Source organism: Phenylobacterium sp. Root1290 (genome assembly GCF_001425305.1).
Taxonomy (GTDB): domain Bacteria; phylum Pseudomonadota; class Alphaproteobacteria; order Caulobacterales; family Caulobacteraceae; genus Phenylobacterium.
In genome coordinates this window covers 361,600-377,795 of the sequence record NZ_LMEE01000002.1, presented here as the reverse complement: position 1 = coordinate 377,795, position 16,196 = coordinate 361,600, and the positions used below count along the sequence as shown (strand labels likewise).

The window sequence follows — 16,196 nt, the reverse complement described above, 5'->3', positions numbered from 1 at the left end:
TAAGCGTCTTCTCAGAAGGCGCCCGGACGGGCGTCCGGTGCGTCGTCGTCGTCGGTCTTCGCGTTCTGCGGCGCATCGGGCGGTCCGATGAGTACGAACCGATCACCGGCCGGCGGCTCGGGGATCGCATCGGGCGTCATCCCGTAGCCGCGATGGACGGAGTAGAAACGGGGCGCTCCGCCCACGCCGCCCGGCGTCGCGGCGGCGAGGCGCTGGGGCGGCGCTTGGACAGCGCGCGGAGCGGGCGCCGGAGCGGTCTGGCGAACCGGAGCCGGAGCCGCGGTGGCGGCCGGGGTCGGCGCGGCCTGGCCATAGATGCTCGTCGGCAGGCGCTGGGGCTGGACGGCGGCGACCGGCTTCTGCTGCTGCAACGGCAGGGGAACCTGCGGCTGGAACGGCGCATAGGTCGGCTGCTGGCGGTAGGGTGTCGGCGCCGACGGCAGAGCCTGGCCTGGGTTGGTTTGCACGGCCGCCTGTTTGTTGGCCCAGCTCAGCGCCCGGCCTTGATAGGCCTCGCTGGCGGCCTGGTTCAGGCGTGCGACCGAGGTCGGCCCATAGCGGTCGCCGGCGGTCTGAGCGGCGGCGCTCAGCGGGCAGGCGAGGCCGACGAGGATGGCGAAAACGGCGCGCATGCCTGCATCGTTAACCGCAAGCCGCTTAAAGCTCGCCTAACGGCTGAGCTTAACGTCCGCGCCACCATGTCAGGCCGATGCGCTCGGCCTTGTCGAGCAGCGCATGCAGCGCCACCCCCATCAGGCCCAAGACGACAAGCGCGGCGATCATCCGCGCAGTCTGCAGCTTGTTGCCGGCGTCGAGGATCTGCCACGCCAGACCGCGCACGCCCCCGGATCCGGCCCCGAACTCGGCCACCACGGCGCCGATGATCGCCAGGCCCGCGCCGACTTTGTGGCCTTCGAGCAGGAACGGGACCGAGGACGGAAGCCGCAACCGCAGGACCCGCTGCCAGCGACCCGCGCCGTAGAGGTCGAACAACCGCTCGAGATCTGGGTCGGCCGCGCGCAGGCCGGTCACGGCGCCGGAGAAGATCGGGAAGAAGGCGACCAGCACGGCCAGGGCGATGATCGCCCGCTCGGGATGATCGATCCCCGACCAGATCAGCACCAGCGGCGCGATGGCCACCACCGGCGTCACCTGCAGCACCGAGGCGAGCGGCCTGACCGCGGCCTCCAGCAAGGGGTTGAGGCCGACGACGACCGCCAGCCCGACGGCGAGCAGGCTGGCGACCACCAGGGCGATCAGGGCGGTCGAAAGGGTGATCCATGCCGCGGCGGCCAGACTCGGCAGGTTCTCCACCAGGGCGATCGCGACGCCCGATGGCGGCGGTAGGAAGTACGCCGGCACCCCCATGGTGCGCACGGCGATTTCCCAGGCCGCCAGCAGGACGCCGACCAGGACGAGCGGGGCGAGGATGCGGCTCACGATGCGGTCTCCATGCCCTGGACCAGCAGGCCTGAGACCTGCTCGACCGCAGCGCGGAAGACCGATGAGGTGCGGAAGCCTTCAGGCCGGGGCAAGGGCGCGTCGATCTGGGTCACGCCCGCCAGCCGTCCGGGGCCGCGGGTCAGCACCGCGACGCGGTCGGCCATGTAGACCGCCTCCTCGACATTGTGGGTCACAAAGACGATCGCGGGGCGGGACGTCTCCCAGAGGCGCAGCACATCGTCGGCCAGGGTCCGGCGGGTGATCTCGTCAAGGGCGGCGAAGGGTTCGTCCAGCAGCAGCAGGCGCGGCTCGGTGACCATGGCGCGGGCCAGCGAGGCCCGCATGGCCATGCCGCCCGATAGCGTCGCCGGCCGGGCGGTTTCCGCGCCGGCCAGCCCAACGCGGGCCAGGGCTTCAGCGGCGCGGCGGCGCGCCTCGTCGCGCGGTGTTCCCGACAGTTCGAGGGGCAGGGAGACGTTGGCACGAGCGGTCAGCCAGGGGGCGAGCGTCGGCGCCTGGAACACCACGGCGGTTTCGCCACGGCCGGGCGTCCGCTCCAGGGTTCCGCGCGTCGGACCCTCGAGCCCGGCCAGCAGCCGCAGAGCCGTCGACTTGCCGCAGCCGGACGGCCCGACCAACGCCAGAATCTGTCCAGGCTCGATGCTCAGGCTGACTGGCCCGAGCGCTCGTCCACGTCCTGGGTAATCGACCTCGACGTCCTTGAGGGCGGCGATGCTCATGCGCTTTCCTCCCCTGCGAAGCGGGGGAGGGGGACCGCCCGAAGGGCGGGGGAAGGGGCGCGAGGCGTTTTCGCCCGTTTCACCGTCAGAACTGGTGCGCGCACGTCGCCCTACTTGGCCGCCGGCGTGACGAACTGCAGCGTGTAGGCGCTCTTGTAGTCCATGTCCTTGGGGTAGACGCCCTGACTCGAGGCGACGTTGAAGAACTCGGCCCAGCGCGCATCGGTCATCACGCCGACGCCGGCGGTCTGCGCGTCGCCCGAGTCGACGATCCCGTAGGATTTCAGCTTCTCGCGCGCCTGGTCCAGGACATCCTGGGTCATCTCCGGATTGTCCTTCCGGATCAACGCATCGCCGGGCGCGGCGTCGCCGTGCAGATAGCTCTTCCAGCCGGCGGACGAGGCCTCGACGAAGGCTTTCACAGCGGCCGGATTTTTGGCGATCAGGCTGTCGGGGACCAGGATCATGGTCGCGTAGCCGGGATAACCTTCGTCGGCCAGGAGGAAGACCTTCGGCTTCAGGCCCGCCTGTTTCTCGATGGTGTAGGGCTCGGAGGTGACATAGCCCTGCTGGACCACGCGCTTGTCGGCCAGGAACGGCGCGGCGTTGAAGGTGTACTTGCGCACCTGATCGTCGGTGAAGCCGTACTTCGACTTGAGCCACACCCAGAAGGCGGTGACCGAGGCGTCCGACAGCAGGATCGGGCGGCCCTTCAGGTCGGCGATCTTCTCAAGCCCCTGGTCAGGGTGGGCGATCAGGACCTGCGGGTCCTTCTGCATCATCGCCGCGACCGCTTTGACCGGGATCTTCTCCTGGGCGAGGTTCATCACGATGAAGCTGTTGGAGCCCATGCCCGCCTCGACGGCGCCGGACGCCAGGAGTTGCGGGACGTTCACGCCGGGCCCGCCCTGCACGATCTGCACATCCAGGCCGCGCTTGGCGTACTCGCCGGTCGCCACGGCCTGATAGAAGCCGCCCTGTTCGGCCTGGGCGCGCCAGTCGGTGGCGAAGCGGATCGTGGTGCGTCCGTCAGGCGCTTTGGCCGCCTGGTCCTTCTGGCTAGGCGAGCAGGCGCAAACGAGGGCCGCGAGAGCGACGGCGGCGAGACGCAGGAGTTTCATGGACATCCCCAGACTTTAGCGCCGGCGAGCCTAAGCGCAGCCGCTCGCGGTTCCAAGGCTGACGGACGCTAAAGTTCAGGCCGCGGCCGCGCCCTGACCCGGCAGCCATTGCGCCAGCACCTGATGCAAGGCGCTGATCTGGATCGGCTTGCCGACGGCGGCGTTCATGCCAGCCTTCAGGCAGGCGGCCTCCATCTCGGGCATCACGTCGGCGCTCATGGCGATGATCGGCACCTCGGCGCAAACGCCGCCGAGGGAGCGGATGGCTCGGGTGGCCTCCAGCCCGTCCATGCGCGGCATGTGCACGTCCATCAGGATCAGGTCGCAGCCGCTGGTCTGGGCTGCGCTGACCGCCTCTTCGCCGTTCTCGGCCAGGATCACCTCGCATCCCAGCAGGCTCAGCACCGTCGAGCCGAGCTCGCGGTTCATAGGATGGTCGTCGACCAGCAGCACGCGCGCGTTCAGCATCGTGGCGTCGGCGGGCTCGGCGGCCTCCGGCGCGGCGCCTTCCAAAGGGCGGGCCGGGATTTCGAACCAGAACACCGCTCCAGCCGACGGCTTGCTCTCGACGCCGATCTTGCCGCCCATCAGATCGGTCAGCCCGCGGCAGATGGCTAGGCCAAGGCCTGTCCCGCCATGGGTGCGACTGACCGAGGAGTCGCCCTGGCTGAAGCGCTTGAACAGCCGTGCGGCCTGTTCGGAAGGCACGCCAGGCCCGGTGTCCGAGACGCGGAAACGCAGCGTTGTGGCGTCGGCGGTCTCCAGCGCCTGCAGGTCCAGGCGGACCCGGCCCTGTTCGGTGAACTTGATCGCGTTGGAGAGCAGGTTGAGCAGGATCTGCCGCACCCGCAGGTCGTCGATCATCACGGGCCGTTCGACCGGACCGATGAAGCCGAGCTGCAGATCCAGCCCCTTGCGGCGGGCGGCCTCGGCGACAATGGCCAGGGCGTCCTGGGCGACGCTGCGCGGCGTGACCGGGGCAAGCGAGAGTTCGACCTCGCCGGACTCCACCTTCGAGAAGTCGAGGATATCGTTGACGACGGTGAGCAGCGAGGCGCCCGCCCGGTCGATCAGCGCCAGCTGGCGGCGCGCGGGGTCGGGCAGGTCCTCGCGCTTGAGCAGCACCTCGGTGAAGCCGACGATCGAGGTCATCGGGGTGCGGATCTCGTGGCTCATGGTCGCCAGGAATTCGGTCTTGGCCTGGCCGGCGGCCATGGCGCGGGCCTGGGCGGCGCGCGCGATGCGCGTGCGGCTGGCCCAAAGGCGCTTCATGCGCTTCTGGTCGGCGATGACGATGGCCATCGCCAGGCTGGTGAAGAAGTTGATGGCGATCAGGAACTGCAGGCTGCGCGCGCGCTCGGCCAGGCTCCAGCTTGCATCGAGCGCTCCGACGGGCAGGCTGAACATCAGGCTCGACAGCGTCACGGCCATGACCAGGGCGCCGACAGCCGACCCGCGGGGGCCGAGTCGGAAGGCGAGCAGCGCCATGGTCGGAAACAGCAACAGCGAAATCGGAAACCGCAGGGGCAGCGCGGTGAGGGCGCTCAAGCCGGCGACCAGTCCGTAGAGGGCGACCTGCTCCATCCACGGACGGCGGAAGTCCCGGATCATGTCGGGGCGGGCCACCATCAGGCAGGCCGGCAACATGATCGCCATGCCCAGCGCGTGCCCGTAGAACCAGCTGGCCAGCACCGTGTTGAAGCTGCGTCCGTAGAGCGTGAAGATGTCTGCGGCGAGCACGGCCGCCAGGCCGGTGGCGGGCGCGACGGCCAGGAAGATCAGTTTTGCGACCCGCGCCATGCTGGTGAGGCGCATCGTAGAACCGCACACCTTGCGGGCCAACCAGGCGGTTGCTGCGGCCTCTGCGGTGGTGAGGGCGGGAAACGTCGCGGACGCGAGCAGCGTGTTTCCGACCACAAGATTCAGGGTGAACTGAAAGGCGATGCAGATAGCCGCCATGCCCACGCCCCAGCGCCGCGGCAACAGCAGGAAGCCTGCGGCCATGATCCCACCGGCCAGCCAGATGGTCGCCACCCCGGACCCCTCGCGCGTGAGGGTCAGGCTGAACAGCACGCTGGCCGCATAGGCCACCGACAGGCCTAAGCTGAGCGCCAGATTGTGAGACCAGGAGGTCCGAGCCGTCATGGGGGTTCCCGTGAGTTCGGACCAGGGTGCGCCGACCTTGAACACCAAACGCTTAAGGCGTCAGGGACGGGACGGTTTGTCGCAGGAACCTGCGAGCCGTCTAGAGCAGGCGCGCGGGGCCGCCGGCTGCACCGGGAATTGCCGCCAACCCTGTTGCCCGAACGCGAACTATGCCACCTCCTACAGCTTGTGGTCATGGTTAAAGGGGGCGGCGCGGTGCGGGCGGGCTTCGGATTGGCGGTGGTGCTGGCAGGGCTGGTCATGGCCGGCGGAGCTTTCGCGCAGCTGAACGACGCATCGCTCAGCGCGCGCGAGCGCCGCGCCATCAGCGCCAGCGGCCTGCCGCGCGCCTCGGTGGTTTCGGTGAAGTCGGACCTTGTGGTGGCGATCCGGGACCGCGGCGCGGCCAGTCCTGGCGGCGGCGTGATCGAGGGCGTGGTGCTCCAGGGCGAGGTCACCTCGGCCGAGGCGGCGCGCTCGCTGGGTTACCGCTCGATGCGCTCGACCGTGAACGTAGACTGCGTTCGCAGGCGCGACCTGGTGGTGAAGATGACCGTCTTCACCGAGCCGAACGCCAAGGGTGCGGCGATCAATCGCCACGTCCCAGGCGGCTGGGTCCAGCCTTCGCCGGACGCCTACCTCGCTCACGTGCTTCGCGCGGTCTGCGGACCGGCGCCGAGGGTGGCCGAGGCGGAGGAGTCCCGCCCGGTCAAGGCCGCCCCGAAACCAGCAGCCGCGAAACCGGACAAGCTGAAACCCAAGGCGGCGAAGGCGGCCCCCGCCAAGCCAGAGACTGTCGAAGTCGCTGCAGCCCCCGCAGGGCCGCCGGTTCCCAGCGAGGAGGCGCCCCTGCCGACCGCCTTCGAGGCGCGGTTGACCCGCTCGTCAGGGGCGCGGCCGGCGGCTCGGGTCGCGCCGCCGGCGGAAACCGCGGCTCTGCCTGAGGCTGCCCTGCGTCCGTTGACGCCTGAGCCTGAGCCGGCTCGCCCTGCGGCGAAGCCTGCGCCGCCGCGGGCCAAGACGCCGGGCAAGGTCGCGGTGCAGATCGCGGCCGCCGACAGCGAAACACAGGCTCGCGCTGCGCTGACCAAGATCAAGGGCAAGGTGGCGCCGCCCCTGACCAGCGCCGTCCGCAGCGTCGTCGTCGACGGCAGGACCTTCCATCGCGCCCTGGTCATGGGGTTCCAGACGCGCAACGAGGCGCAGGCCTTCTGTAAAGGTCTGAAGGGCGACTGCTTCGTGCGTTAGCGGGCGAGCGCCTCGCGGCGCTCTTCCAGTTCCAGCCACTCCTCCTCGGCCGCGGCGAGTTCGCTGCGCGCGGCTTCGAGCTGGCCGTTGATGCGGGCGAATCCGGCCGGATCGCGGGCGTAGAGGTTGGGGTCGTGGAGGTCGGCTTCCAGCTTGGCGATCTTGTCGGGAAGGGCGGCGATGGCGGCGTCCAGTTCCTGCAGCCTGCGCTGATCCTTGTAGGAGAGCTTGGTCGGTTTGGCGGGCTCGGCGCGTGGAGCGGCCGGCTTGGGCGCAGCGGCGAGCGACGAGGCGCCGTCCGCCACCGACTTGAAGAAGCCCGGGTTCTGCGACAGGAAATCCTGCCAGCCGCCGGGGGTTTCCACGACCTTGCCGTGGCCGTCCAGGGCGATGGTCGAGGTCGCCAGCCGGTCGACGAAGTCGCGATCGTGGCTGACCAGGATCAGGGTGCCCTCGTAGTCGGCCAGCAGGTCCTCCAACAGGTCCAGCGTGTCCATGTCGAGGTCGTTGGTCGGTTCGTCCAGCACCAGCAGATTGGCGGGGGTGGCCAGGGCGCGCGCCAGCAGCAGGCGATTGCGTTCGCCGCCGGACAGGCTCTTCACTGGCTGGCGCAGCTGGCTGTCGGTGAAGAGGAATTCCTTGGCGTAGGCCGCCACGTGCTTGGGTTGGCCGCGGACCATGACCTGGTCGCCGCCGAGCGGCGTCAGCACGTCGCGCAGCATCATGTCGGGCTTCAGGTCGACGCGGCCCTGGTCGATGTAGGCGATCTCCAGGTTGACCCCGAGGTTCACGGACCCGCTGTCGGGCGGCAGCTCGCCCAGCAGCAGCTTGACCAGCGTGGTCTTGCCCGCGCCGTTGGGGCCGACGATGGCGACGCGGTCGCCGCGCAGGATGCGGGTCGAGAAGTCCTTCACCAGCGTCCGGTCGCCGAACGCCTTGGCGATGTTCTTCACTTCGGCGACGCGTTGACCCGAGAGGCCTGATGAGGCCAGGCCCATCGAAAGGTCGCCACGCACTTCGCGCATGCGCTCGACCTTGGTCTTGCGCAGATCCATCAGGGCCCGGCGGCGGCCTTCGTTCCGCGCCCGGCGTCCGGTCACGCCGCGGCGCAGCCAGTATTCTTCCTTTTCGAGCTGCTTATCGAGGCGGCGGCCTTCCTCGGCCTCGGCGGCGAGAATGCGCTCCACCCACTCGTCGAAGGCCGCGAAGCCCTTCTCCAGCCGCCGGACCCGGCGGTGCTCCAGCCAGAAGCAGCGGTTGGTGACGCGTTCCAGGAAGGCGCGGTCGTGGCTGACGATGACGAGCGCCGAGCGGGAGGAGGCGAGTTCCGTCTCCAGCGTTTCGATCGCGAGGATGTCCAGGTGGTTGGTCGGTTCGTCCAGCAGGATGACGTCCGGCTCTTCGGCGAAGGCGCGGGCGAGGGCGGTCCTGCGGATTTCGCCGCCCGAGAGACCTTTGGCAGGTTTGGCCGGATCGATGCCGAACAGCTCCAGCGCCGCCTCGCCACGATGTGGCTCGGCCCCGCCGGCGACCACGTAGTCCAGCAGCGTGTCGCCGGTGATGTCCGGCTCCTGCGGCACATAGGCGATGCGGATGGCCGGTTGGACCGTACGCTCGCCCTCGTCGGCGGCGATCTGGCCGGCCAGTATCTTCAGCAGGGTCGACTTGCCCGCGCCGTTGCGGCCGACCAGGCAGGCGCGCGAACGCGGCTCCACGGCCAGATCGACGCCGTCGAACAGCATCTTCGGTCCGTCGGCGAGACGGACGTCCTTGAGCGCGAGAACAGGGGGCTTCATGGGCGCAGGCACATATAGGTAGCTACGCCTCGAAGCGACCCCTCAGTTCGGCGCAGGCTCGATCTCGGGCTCGTACATGTCGGGAACGGGCAATTGCGGGATTGGCGGCGGCGGGGGCGCGACGTCGCGTTCGGTCTGCTCGAATTCGTACGCCAGGCCTTCGTAGAAGCTGTTGCGCGGGTCGTCCTCGTAAACCGGCTCGGGGTCGGGCAGCAGCCACTCGAACTCGCGGCTCGGCAGGTTCATGTGGGCCGTGACCATGTAATCCTTCCAGATGGCGGCGGCGACTTGGCCGCCGGTGACCTGGTTCATCGGCCGGTCGTCGTCGTTGCCGACCCACACCCCGGCGACGTAGTCCGGCGTAAAGCCAATGAACCACGCGTCGCGGAAGTTCTGGCTGGTCCCGGTCTTGCCCGCCGCCGGCCGCCCGAAGTTCGCCCGCGTCCCAGTCCCCTCCGTCACCACCTTCTGCATCATCTTCACCATCATGCTGGCCCAGTGGATGTCGTAGGCCGGCACCGGCGAGGAGGTCTGGTGGGCGTAGATCACCTGGCCGTCGGCCGTCTGGATCTGGGCGACGATGTAGGGCCGCAGGCGGTTCCCGGCCTGCTGGAACACCTGATAGGCCGAAGTCATCTCGATCAGCGGGACTTCGTACGCGCCCAGCGATACCGAGAGGTTCGGGTTCGGCGGCAGGGTGCTGACACCGAAGCGGCTGGCGAGGTTGGAGATCGCCGAGGGGCCGACTTCCTCACCCAGCCTGACGGCCACGGTGTTGAGCGAGCGGGCCAGGGCCGACTCCACGGTGACGGTCCCGGCGTACTTGCCGCCGTAGTTCTTGGGCTCCCAGTCGCCGATCTTCACCGGCTCATCGACGCGGGTGTCGGTGGGCAGCACGCCCTTTTCGAGCGCCGCCGCATAGATGAGGGGCTTGAAGCTGGAGCCCGGCTGGCGCTTGGCCTGGACGGCGCGGTTGAAGACGCTCTTGGTGTAGTCGACGCCGCCCACCATCGTGCGGATGGCCCCTGTCGAATCCAGCGCGATCATCGCGCCCTGGCTGGCGCCGCTGGCCTTGCCGTCGACCTCGATGATCCGCCGCAGGACCTGGGCGCCCGCCGTTTGCAGGCGCGGGTCGATCGTCAGGGTGACGTTGAGATCGGGCGAGTTCTCCCCGACCATCTTCAGCACCTCGGCCTGGGCGTAGTCAATCAGGTAGCCGTTATCGCCGTCGTTGGCCAAGGCGGTCGCCGCCAGCTTCGGCGGGGCGGCCAGCGCGGCGCGCATCTCGGCGTCGCTGATCCAGTTCTCGCCCCGCATCCGCTCCAGAACCAGTCGCTGGCGTTGCAGCGCCTTGTCCATGTTGCGGTGAAGCGCCATCCGCGACGGCGCCTTGGGCAGCGAGGCCAGCAGCGCGGCTTCCGAGAGGTTCAGCTGGTTGGCCGGCTTGCCGAAGTAGGTCCGCGAGGCGCCGTCCAGGCCGAAGGTGTTGGCGCCGAAGTAGATGCGGTCGAGGTAGAGCTCGAGCACCTCGTCCTTCGTCAGCATCTGTTCGAGCTTGTAGGCGAGCGCCGCCTCCTGGATCTTGCGCTTCAGGTTCTGCTCGGGGCTCAGGAACATGCCCTTGGCAAGCTGTTGAGTGATCGTCGATCCGCCCTCGACGACGCGGCCGGCCTTCTGGTTTGCGCGCGCCGCGCGGGCGATGGCCCACGGATCGACCGCGCCATGCTGATAGAAGCGTCGGTCTTCGGCGGCCAGGAAGGCCTTCGGCACGTAGTCGGGCAGGGCCGCCAGCCGGACGTTCTCGCCGTACTGCGGCCCGCGCGAGGCGATGAACTGGCCGTTCATGTCGTAGAACTTGATCGCGGGCGCCCGCGTGGTTGCGTAAATTTCCTGGCGGGTCGGCACCTCCGGCAGATCCTGCAGGTAGGTCTTGTTGACGTGGTTCCAGGCCATGAACGCGGCGATCAGCCCCGCGGCGACCAGCACCAGCATCGCCACGCCCGCCCACTTGAGCACCGACCACAGCAGCGACCGCCCGCCAAGCTTGCCTTTGGGCGGCGAACCGGTCAGGTCAGCTTCCGGAAGCTCCCGGCGCTGGCCGAAAGGCGTCTTGGCGCCGTTGGAGTCGTTGTTGTCGTCGGTCACGGGTAATCTGGGGCGGCTGGAATTGGATTGTGTAGGGCGCCTGTAGCATGCCTTCGAGGCCTTTCTGGGAAACGAAGTCGCTCGAACAGATGACTGTTCGCGAGTGGGAGAGCCTCTGCGACGGTTGCGGGCTCTGCTGCCTCGTCCGCTTCGAGGACGAGGACTCCGGCGAAATCTTTCCGACCCGCGTGCACTGCAAGCTGTTCGATTCCGACCGCTGCAGCTGCACCAACTATCCGCAGCGCAAGAAGTACGTGCCCGACTGCATCAAGTTGACGCCGCACAACGTCGAGACCCTGCAGTGGATGCCCAAGAGCTGCGCCTATCGGCGGATCAACGAGGGGCGCGGGCTGGCGTCCTGGCATCCGCTGGTGTCCGGCGATCCTGAGAGCGTCCATGACGCAGGCGTTTCGATCCGCGGCGAGACGATCAGCGAAGACACGCTGGAAGATCCCGAAGACGCGATCCAATATGCTGCCTGGGACTTGCTCGAGGAGCGCGGCGGCGACTAGGCGCCACAACGGGTTGTGGTAAAAATGTCACATCAAGGCTTGCGCCCTTCGTCAAACGGCCTAATTGAGTGGCCCGTGAGTTTCCCCAAGGTTTGAGAGGTCTTTTCTTTGGCGCGCGACCCCTATCAGGAGCTGGGCGTCTCCCGCAGCGCGAGCGCTGACGAGATCCGCAAGGCGTTCCGCAAGCTCGCCAAGCAGCATCACCCCGACACCAATCCCGGCAACAAGGCCGCCGAAGAGCGCTTCAAGCAGGTCAGCGCCGCCTTCGACATCCTGGGCGACGTGGAGAAGCGCAAGAAGTTCGACGCCGGCGAAATCGACGCCGACGGTCGCGAAACCATGCGCGGGTTCGGCGGCGGGCCTTTCGGTCAACAGGGCAGCCCCTGGGGCGCGCAGGGCCGGCAGTCGGAGACGATGGAGGGCGCTGACCTCAGCGACCTGTTCAGCGAGATCCTGGGCCGACGCAGCGGCGGCGGAGGAGGAGGCGGATTCGGAGGCTTTTCGCAGCGCGGCTCGGATGTTCGCGCCAAGCTGGAGATCGAGCTGGAGGAAGCCATCCATGGCGCCAAGCGGCGCATCGCCTTCTCAGACGGCCGCACGATCGACGTCACCATCCCCAAGGGCGCCGAAGAGGGGCAGACCCTACGCCTGAAGGGCCAGGGTTCGCCGGGGCGCGGTGGTCCGGGTGACGCCTTCATCGAGCTGGTGATGCGGCCGCATCCGATCTTCCGACGCGAAGGCGACGCCCTGGTGATGGATCTGCCGGTCTCGATTCCCGACGCGGTGCTGGGCGGCAAGGTCGAGGCGCGCACGCCTGACGGCGCCGTCACCCTGACCGTGCCGAAGGGCGCCAACAGCGGTCAGTCGCTGCGGTTGAAGGGCAAGGGTTTGTCGGACAGTCGCGGCAAGCGCGGCGACCTGCTGGCGCGCATCGTGCTCATGCTGCCAGAGAAAGCTGATCACGAACTGGAGACTTTCGCCGAGCGCTGGCGAAAAGAGCGGCCCTACACGCCCAAGAAGAAGTAGTTTCGCTGCTGCGAGTGACAGGACCGGCGCGGGCATTCATAAACCCCGTATTCAGGCTCGGTTCAGTGATCTCCATCTAAAGCTGTGGTCCATGAAACGCCTTCTTGTCATCGCCGCGTTGCTGGCGGCCGCCCCCGCGGCGGTCGCCCAGCCGTACCCTGACCATGGCCGTCCGTCCTATGGCGGCCGAGGCGATCAGGACGCGGCCCGCGACGCCGTCCGCGGCGGACGGCAGGTCCCGCTGTCGCAGGTGATCGCCAACATCGCTTCGCGCACGCCGGGCCGCCAGCTCAACACCACCCAGGGCGATGCAGGCGGACGTCGCGCCTATTTCGTCCAGTGGCAAACGAACGACGGCCGGGTGATCATCTTCGTCGTCGACGCCCAAAGCGGCCAGATCATCTCGCGCCAGGGCGGCTAAGGAGTTCCATGCGTATTCTATTGGTCGAGGACGATCCGGATCTGTCGCGCCAGCTCAAGGCCGCGCTCGGCGACGCCGGATATGCGGTGGACCACGCCGCCGACGGCGAGGAAGCCCAATTTCTGGGCGAGACCGAGCCCTATGATGCGGTGATCCTGGATCTGGGTTTGCCCAAGGTGGACGGCGTATCGGTGCTGGAGCGCTGGCGGCGCGAGAGCATGGCCGTGCCGGTGCTTATCCTCACCGCGCGGGGGGCATGGAGCGAGAAGGTCGCCGGCTTCGACGCCGGGGCCGACGACTACCTGACCAAGCCGTTCCACACCGAGGAGCTGCTGGCCCGGCTGCGCGCCCTGCTGCGCCGTTCCGCCGGACACGCGGCGCCCAGCCTGTCGCTGGGCGGCCTGCGGCTGGATCCGCGCGCCGCCCGCGCCAGCGTCAACGGCGAGCCCCTGCGGCTCACTTCGCTGGAGTACCGGCTGCTGCACTATCTGATGATGCACCAGGGTCGGGTCATCAGCCGGACCGAATTGGTGGAGCACCTGTACGATCAGGATTTCGACCGCGACTCCAACACTATCGAGGTGTTCATCGGCCGGCTGCGTAAGAAGATCGGCGCTGACCGGATCGAGACCGTGCGCGGGCTTGGCTACCGGCTGACCGCTCCAGCCGAGGAACTGGGAGGCGGGGCGGCGGGATCGTGACCATACCGACCCTTGGCCAGCCGTCGCTCGTTCGGCGGCTGGTGATCCTGGCGGCAGGCTGGAGCCTGGCCGTGCTGGTGGTCTGCGCGGTGGTGCTGGCGCTGCTGTTCCAGCAGGCGGCGCTGCGGCGGTTCGACCAGGGACTTTCCGAACTCATCGACAATCTGACCGCAGGCACGACCATCGCCGAGAAGGGCGAGGTCGTGGCGCCGGCCCTGACCGATCTGCGGGCGCTTCGGGCCTTTTCCGGCAAGTACTGGCAGATCGCCGAGCCGGGCGAGGGCGGCAAGCTGCGGGTCCTGGTGCGCTCGCGCTCACTCTGGGACAGCGAACTCAAGTCTCCAGCGGACGTCGTGAACCGCTTGGACGCCGGGCCGGGCCAGCCGGTTTCCTATGACACCTTCGGTCCTCTGAACGAGCCGCTGCGGGCCATGGCCACGCAGGCGAAGCTGCCGGGGCGCGCGGCTCCGGTGGTGTTCATGGCGGCCGAGGACCGCAGCCCGGTCGACCGTGACGTCCGCGGCTTCGTCACCGCGACAGCCATCGCCTTTGCGTTGCTGGCCGTCGGCATGATCGCCGCCGTGGTCATTCAGGTGCGCGTGGGCCTCAACCCGCTCTTCGCCCTACGGCGGGAGGTGGCGTCGGTGCGGCGAGGCAAGGCCGAGCGGGTGGTGCGGGCCTATCCCAGCGAGCTCTCGCCGCTGGCGGATGAGTTGAACGCCCTGATGGCGCACAATCAGGAGGTCGTGGAGCGTCAGCGGACCCACGTCGGCAATCTGGCCCATGCGCTCAAGACACCGCTGTCGGTGATGCTGACGGAAGCGCGCCAGACGGGCGGCCCGCTGGCCGAGGTGGTCGAGTCCCAGGCCGAGGCCATGCGCCTGCAGGTCGATCACCATCTGCGCCGAGCCCGCGCGGCTGCACGCACCCAAGGCTCGGGCGAACGGACCTCCGTGGCCGATGTTCTCGACGAACTGTCGCGCACCCTGGAGCGCATCTTCATGGACAAGGGCGTCGAGATCGACTGGGACGCGGCTGACGACATCTATTTCCAGGGCGAGCGCCAGGACCTGCTCGAACTGGCCGGCAATGCGATGGAGAACGCGGGCAAGTGGTGCAAGGGACGGGTGAGAGTTCGCGCCTTCATCGCGCCCGGCGATCGCTTGCGGCTGACCATCGAGGACGACGGCCCGGGCCTGACGCCCGAGCAACGGGAAGCCGTGGTGCGCCGCGGAGCACGATTGGACGAAAGCGCGCCCGGTTCGGGGCTTGGCCTCTCGATCGTCGATGAACTGGCCAGGGCCTATGGCGGCGCGCTGAAGTTGGGTGAGGCGCGGCTTGGCGGACTTCTGGTTGAGCTGGACCTGCCGCGCGCTGAGGCCTGATTTTCAAGGGCTTTTCGTAAAGCCTTAACTTGGAGAGGGCGATGTTGCCGCTTGCGCGGGAGTGCGCCCGCGACTGGAGCGTCTTCCCCTATGGCCGGCTTGCCCGACGCCAAGATCGACATTGTCCGCACGCTCGTCGCCAACGCGCCTGACAAGGTGGTCAGCGGCCTGCGCAACGCGCTGGCGGCGGCCGATGGCGACACGGCCCTGGCCGGGGTCCGCCGGGTCGTCGAGGCCGAGGTCGCGGACCGCACGCTGCGCAACAAGGCGCTCGAGCCGATCGCGCCGCTTTTCGTGCATGTGGCCGCCGACGCCCAGCGACTGACCTTTCCACCGCGCGCGTTGCCGCTGCTCTGGCGGGGATTGCGCGACCTCGCTCCGGCTGATGTGGCGAGCGCAGCCTTAATCCTGGCCGACTACGAGCCGGGCGTGAGCTCGACCGAAGCCTTCGATCGTCTGACCGAGGTGCTGGCCGAAGAGATCGAGACAGGCCAGCAGCGCGACATCGCCGCGGCGCTGGAGATCATCGAAGCCGCCAGATCGGGCGGGACCGAGGTTCTGCACTCTTGCCTGACCATGGCGCCTGTCGTGCGGCGGGCGACGCAGAAGCTGCCCGAGTGGATCAGCCGGACGACCCAGGAACGCGCCGCCGCCGCACGCCTGGCCTATCGTGACGCCTGTCGGTCGGGAGAGGACGCCGGTCCGCGGTTCTTCGAGATGCTGGGCGCGCAGATGACCGAGCCCTGGACCATCCTGCGGATCGTCTCCGCCGTCATGGATCACCCGACCGAGAGCTATCTGTCCGGCTCCGAGCTGGCGGTCTTCGCCATCCGGTTGATGGACGCTGTCGACGCCAATCTGAAGACGGTGGCGGGCTTTGACCTCAACGGCGGCGCCGTCGCCGGACAGACTGCGGCGGCCACCGTGGAAGTCCTGACCCTGCAGATCACCGAACTCGAGAACGCCATCGACCTGGCGCGCGAGGGCGGCTGGGGCAGTCGGATCCAGAAGCAGAAGCAATCCTTGGCGTCGGTCGTCGAACGGCGACTGCGCGAGCTGGCGAAGTTGCAGCAAGCGGCGTTGCCAAGCCAGAAGGTGCGCGTGGCGCGGGCCGTGGTCTCGGAGCCGAACCTCACCACCGCGCCCGACCAGGATCATGTGCAGCGGTGCCGCACCCTGCTGACCTTCGCCGAGGGCATCCGCGCGAGCGCCAACTACGGCGGCTTCGCGTCCACGCGCGCGAAGGTCATGGAGGCGGCGGGCGAGACGCTCGATCAGTATGTCGAGGACGTGCTGTCGCTGGTCCGCGACGGCGAGGCGTTCGACCGCGAGATCGCCGCCCTGTACCTGCAGATCGCCGCCGAGTTCGCCGGCCTGATTCATGAGCCGCGGGCCCGTGAAATCGTTCGTCGCAGGGCCGCCACGGCGTTCGGCGCGGTCAAGGCGCCGCGCCCGGCATGGGAAGACCCGGCTCGCCCCCTGTAATTTGATCGGTGCGCCGATCGGACCGGTG

At 68.6% G+C, this 16,196-nt stretch carries 14 protein-coding genes; 7 read left to right on the top strand and 7 right to left on the bottom strand.

Annotation, left to right across the window (positions count from 1 at the left end; all coding sequences use genetic code 11):
- Positions 1-11 precede the first annotated feature (11 nt).
- From ASC79_RS11250 to ASC79_RS11230, 5 genes are all read right to left on the bottom strand, one after another.
- Positions 12-632 (bottom strand): hypothetical protein, encoded by a 621-nt coding sequence (locus ASC79_RS11250; RefSeq protein WP_056015934.1) that lies wholly within the window; start codon positions 630-632, stop codon positions 12-14.
- A 49-nt stretch (positions 633-681) separates the two neighbouring features.
- A complete protein-coding gene (locus ASC79_RS11245; protein ID WP_056015932.1) occupies positions 682-1,440 on the bottom strand; it encodes an ABC transporter permease in 759 nt (252 codons plus the stop codon).
- Entirely contained in the window at positions 1,437-2,183 is a 747-nt protein-coding gene (locus ASC79_RS11240) for an ABC transporter ATP-binding protein (RefSeq protein WP_056015929.1), read from the bottom strand. The genes ASC79_RS11245 and ASC79_RS11240 overlap by 4 nt, the downstream gene beginning before the upstream one ends.
- A gap of 110 nt (positions 2,184-2,293) precedes the next feature.
- Complete coding sequence (locus ASC79_RS11235) at positions 2,294-3,310, bottom strand: ABC transporter substrate-binding protein (protein WP_369817252.1); 1,017 nt, start codon at positions 3,308-3,310, stop codon at positions 2,294-2,296.
- A 69-nt stretch (positions 3,311-3,379) separates the two neighbouring features.
- A complete protein-coding gene (locus ASC79_RS11230) occupies positions 3,380-5,449 on the bottom strand; it encodes an ATP-binding protein (protein ID WP_056015926.1) in 2,070 nt (689 codons plus the stop codon).
- A 195-nt stretch (positions 5,450-5,644) separates the two neighbouring features.
- Here ASC79_RS11230 and ASC79_RS11225 point away from each other — a divergent pair, with 195 nt between their 5' ends.
- The gene (locus ASC79_RS11225) at positions 5,645-6,697 is read left to right on the top strand and encodes an SPOR domain-containing protein (RefSeq protein WP_082532079.1); all 1,053 of its coding nucleotides are present in this window, start codon (positions 5,645-5,647) and stop codon (positions 6,695-6,697) included.
- On the opposite strand, the gene ASC79_RS11220 is transcribed toward ASC79_RS11225, so the two are convergent.
- On the bottom strand, positions 6,694-8,505 hold the full coding sequence (locus ASC79_RS11220; RefSeq protein ID WP_056015920.1) for an ABC-F family ATP-binding cassette domain-containing protein: 1,812 nt from the start codon (positions 8,503-8,505) through the stop codon (positions 6,694-6,696). The genes ASC79_RS11225 and ASC79_RS11220 overlap by 4 nt on opposite strands.
- A 30-nt stretch (positions 8,506-8,535) precedes the next feature.
- Positions 8,536-10,638, bottom strand: coding sequence for a transglycosylase domain-containing protein (locus tag ASC79_RS11215; RefSeq protein ID WP_056015917.1), 2,103 nt, complete (start codon positions 10,636-10,638; stop codon positions 8,536-8,538).
- Positions 10,639-10,685: 47 nt separating this feature from the next.
- Here ASC79_RS11215 and ASC79_RS11210 point away from each other — a divergent pair, with 47 nt between their 5' ends.
- The 6 genes from ASC79_RS11210 to ASC79_RS11185 all read left to right on the top strand — a co-directional run bounded on the left by ASC79_RS11210 (position 10,686) and on the right by ASC79_RS11185 (position 16,168).
- Positions 10,686-11,150, top strand: coding sequence for a YcgN family cysteine cluster protein (locus ASC79_RS11210; protein WP_056015914.1), 465 nt, complete (start codon positions 10,686-10,688; stop codon positions 11,148-11,150).
- A gap of 108 nt (positions 11,151-11,258) precedes the next feature.
- Positions 11,259-12,176, top strand: coding sequence for a DnaJ C-terminal domain-containing protein (locus tag ASC79_RS11205; protein ID WP_056015911.1), 918 nt, complete (start codon positions 11,259-11,261; stop codon positions 12,174-12,176).
- A gap of 91 nt (positions 12,177-12,267) precedes the next feature.
- Entirely contained in the window at positions 12,268-12,597 is a 330-nt protein-coding gene (locus ASC79_RS11200) for a PepSY domain-containing protein (protein ID WP_056015908.1), read from the top strand.
- An 8-nt stretch (positions 12,598-12,605) separates the two neighbouring features.
- On the top strand, positions 12,606-13,298 hold the full coding sequence (locus tag ASC79_RS11195) for a response regulator transcription factor (RefSeq protein WP_056015905.1): 693 nt from the start codon (positions 12,606-12,608) through the stop codon (positions 13,296-13,298).
- The gene (locus ASC79_RS11190; protein ID WP_056015903.1) at positions 13,295-14,683 is read left to right on the top strand and encodes a sensor histidine kinase; all 1,389 of its coding nucleotides are present in this window, start codon (positions 13,295-13,297) and stop codon (positions 14,681-14,683) included. The genes ASC79_RS11195 and ASC79_RS11190 overlap by 4 nt, the downstream gene beginning before the upstream one ends.
- Before the next feature lie 90 nt (positions 14,684-14,773).
- Positions 14,774-16,168 (top strand): hypothetical protein, encoded by a 1,395-nt coding sequence (locus ASC79_RS11185; RefSeq protein ID WP_056015901.1) that lies wholly within the window; start codon positions 14,774-14,776, stop codon positions 16,166-16,168.
- The last annotated feature ends 28 nt before the right edge of the window (positions 16,169-16,196 follow it).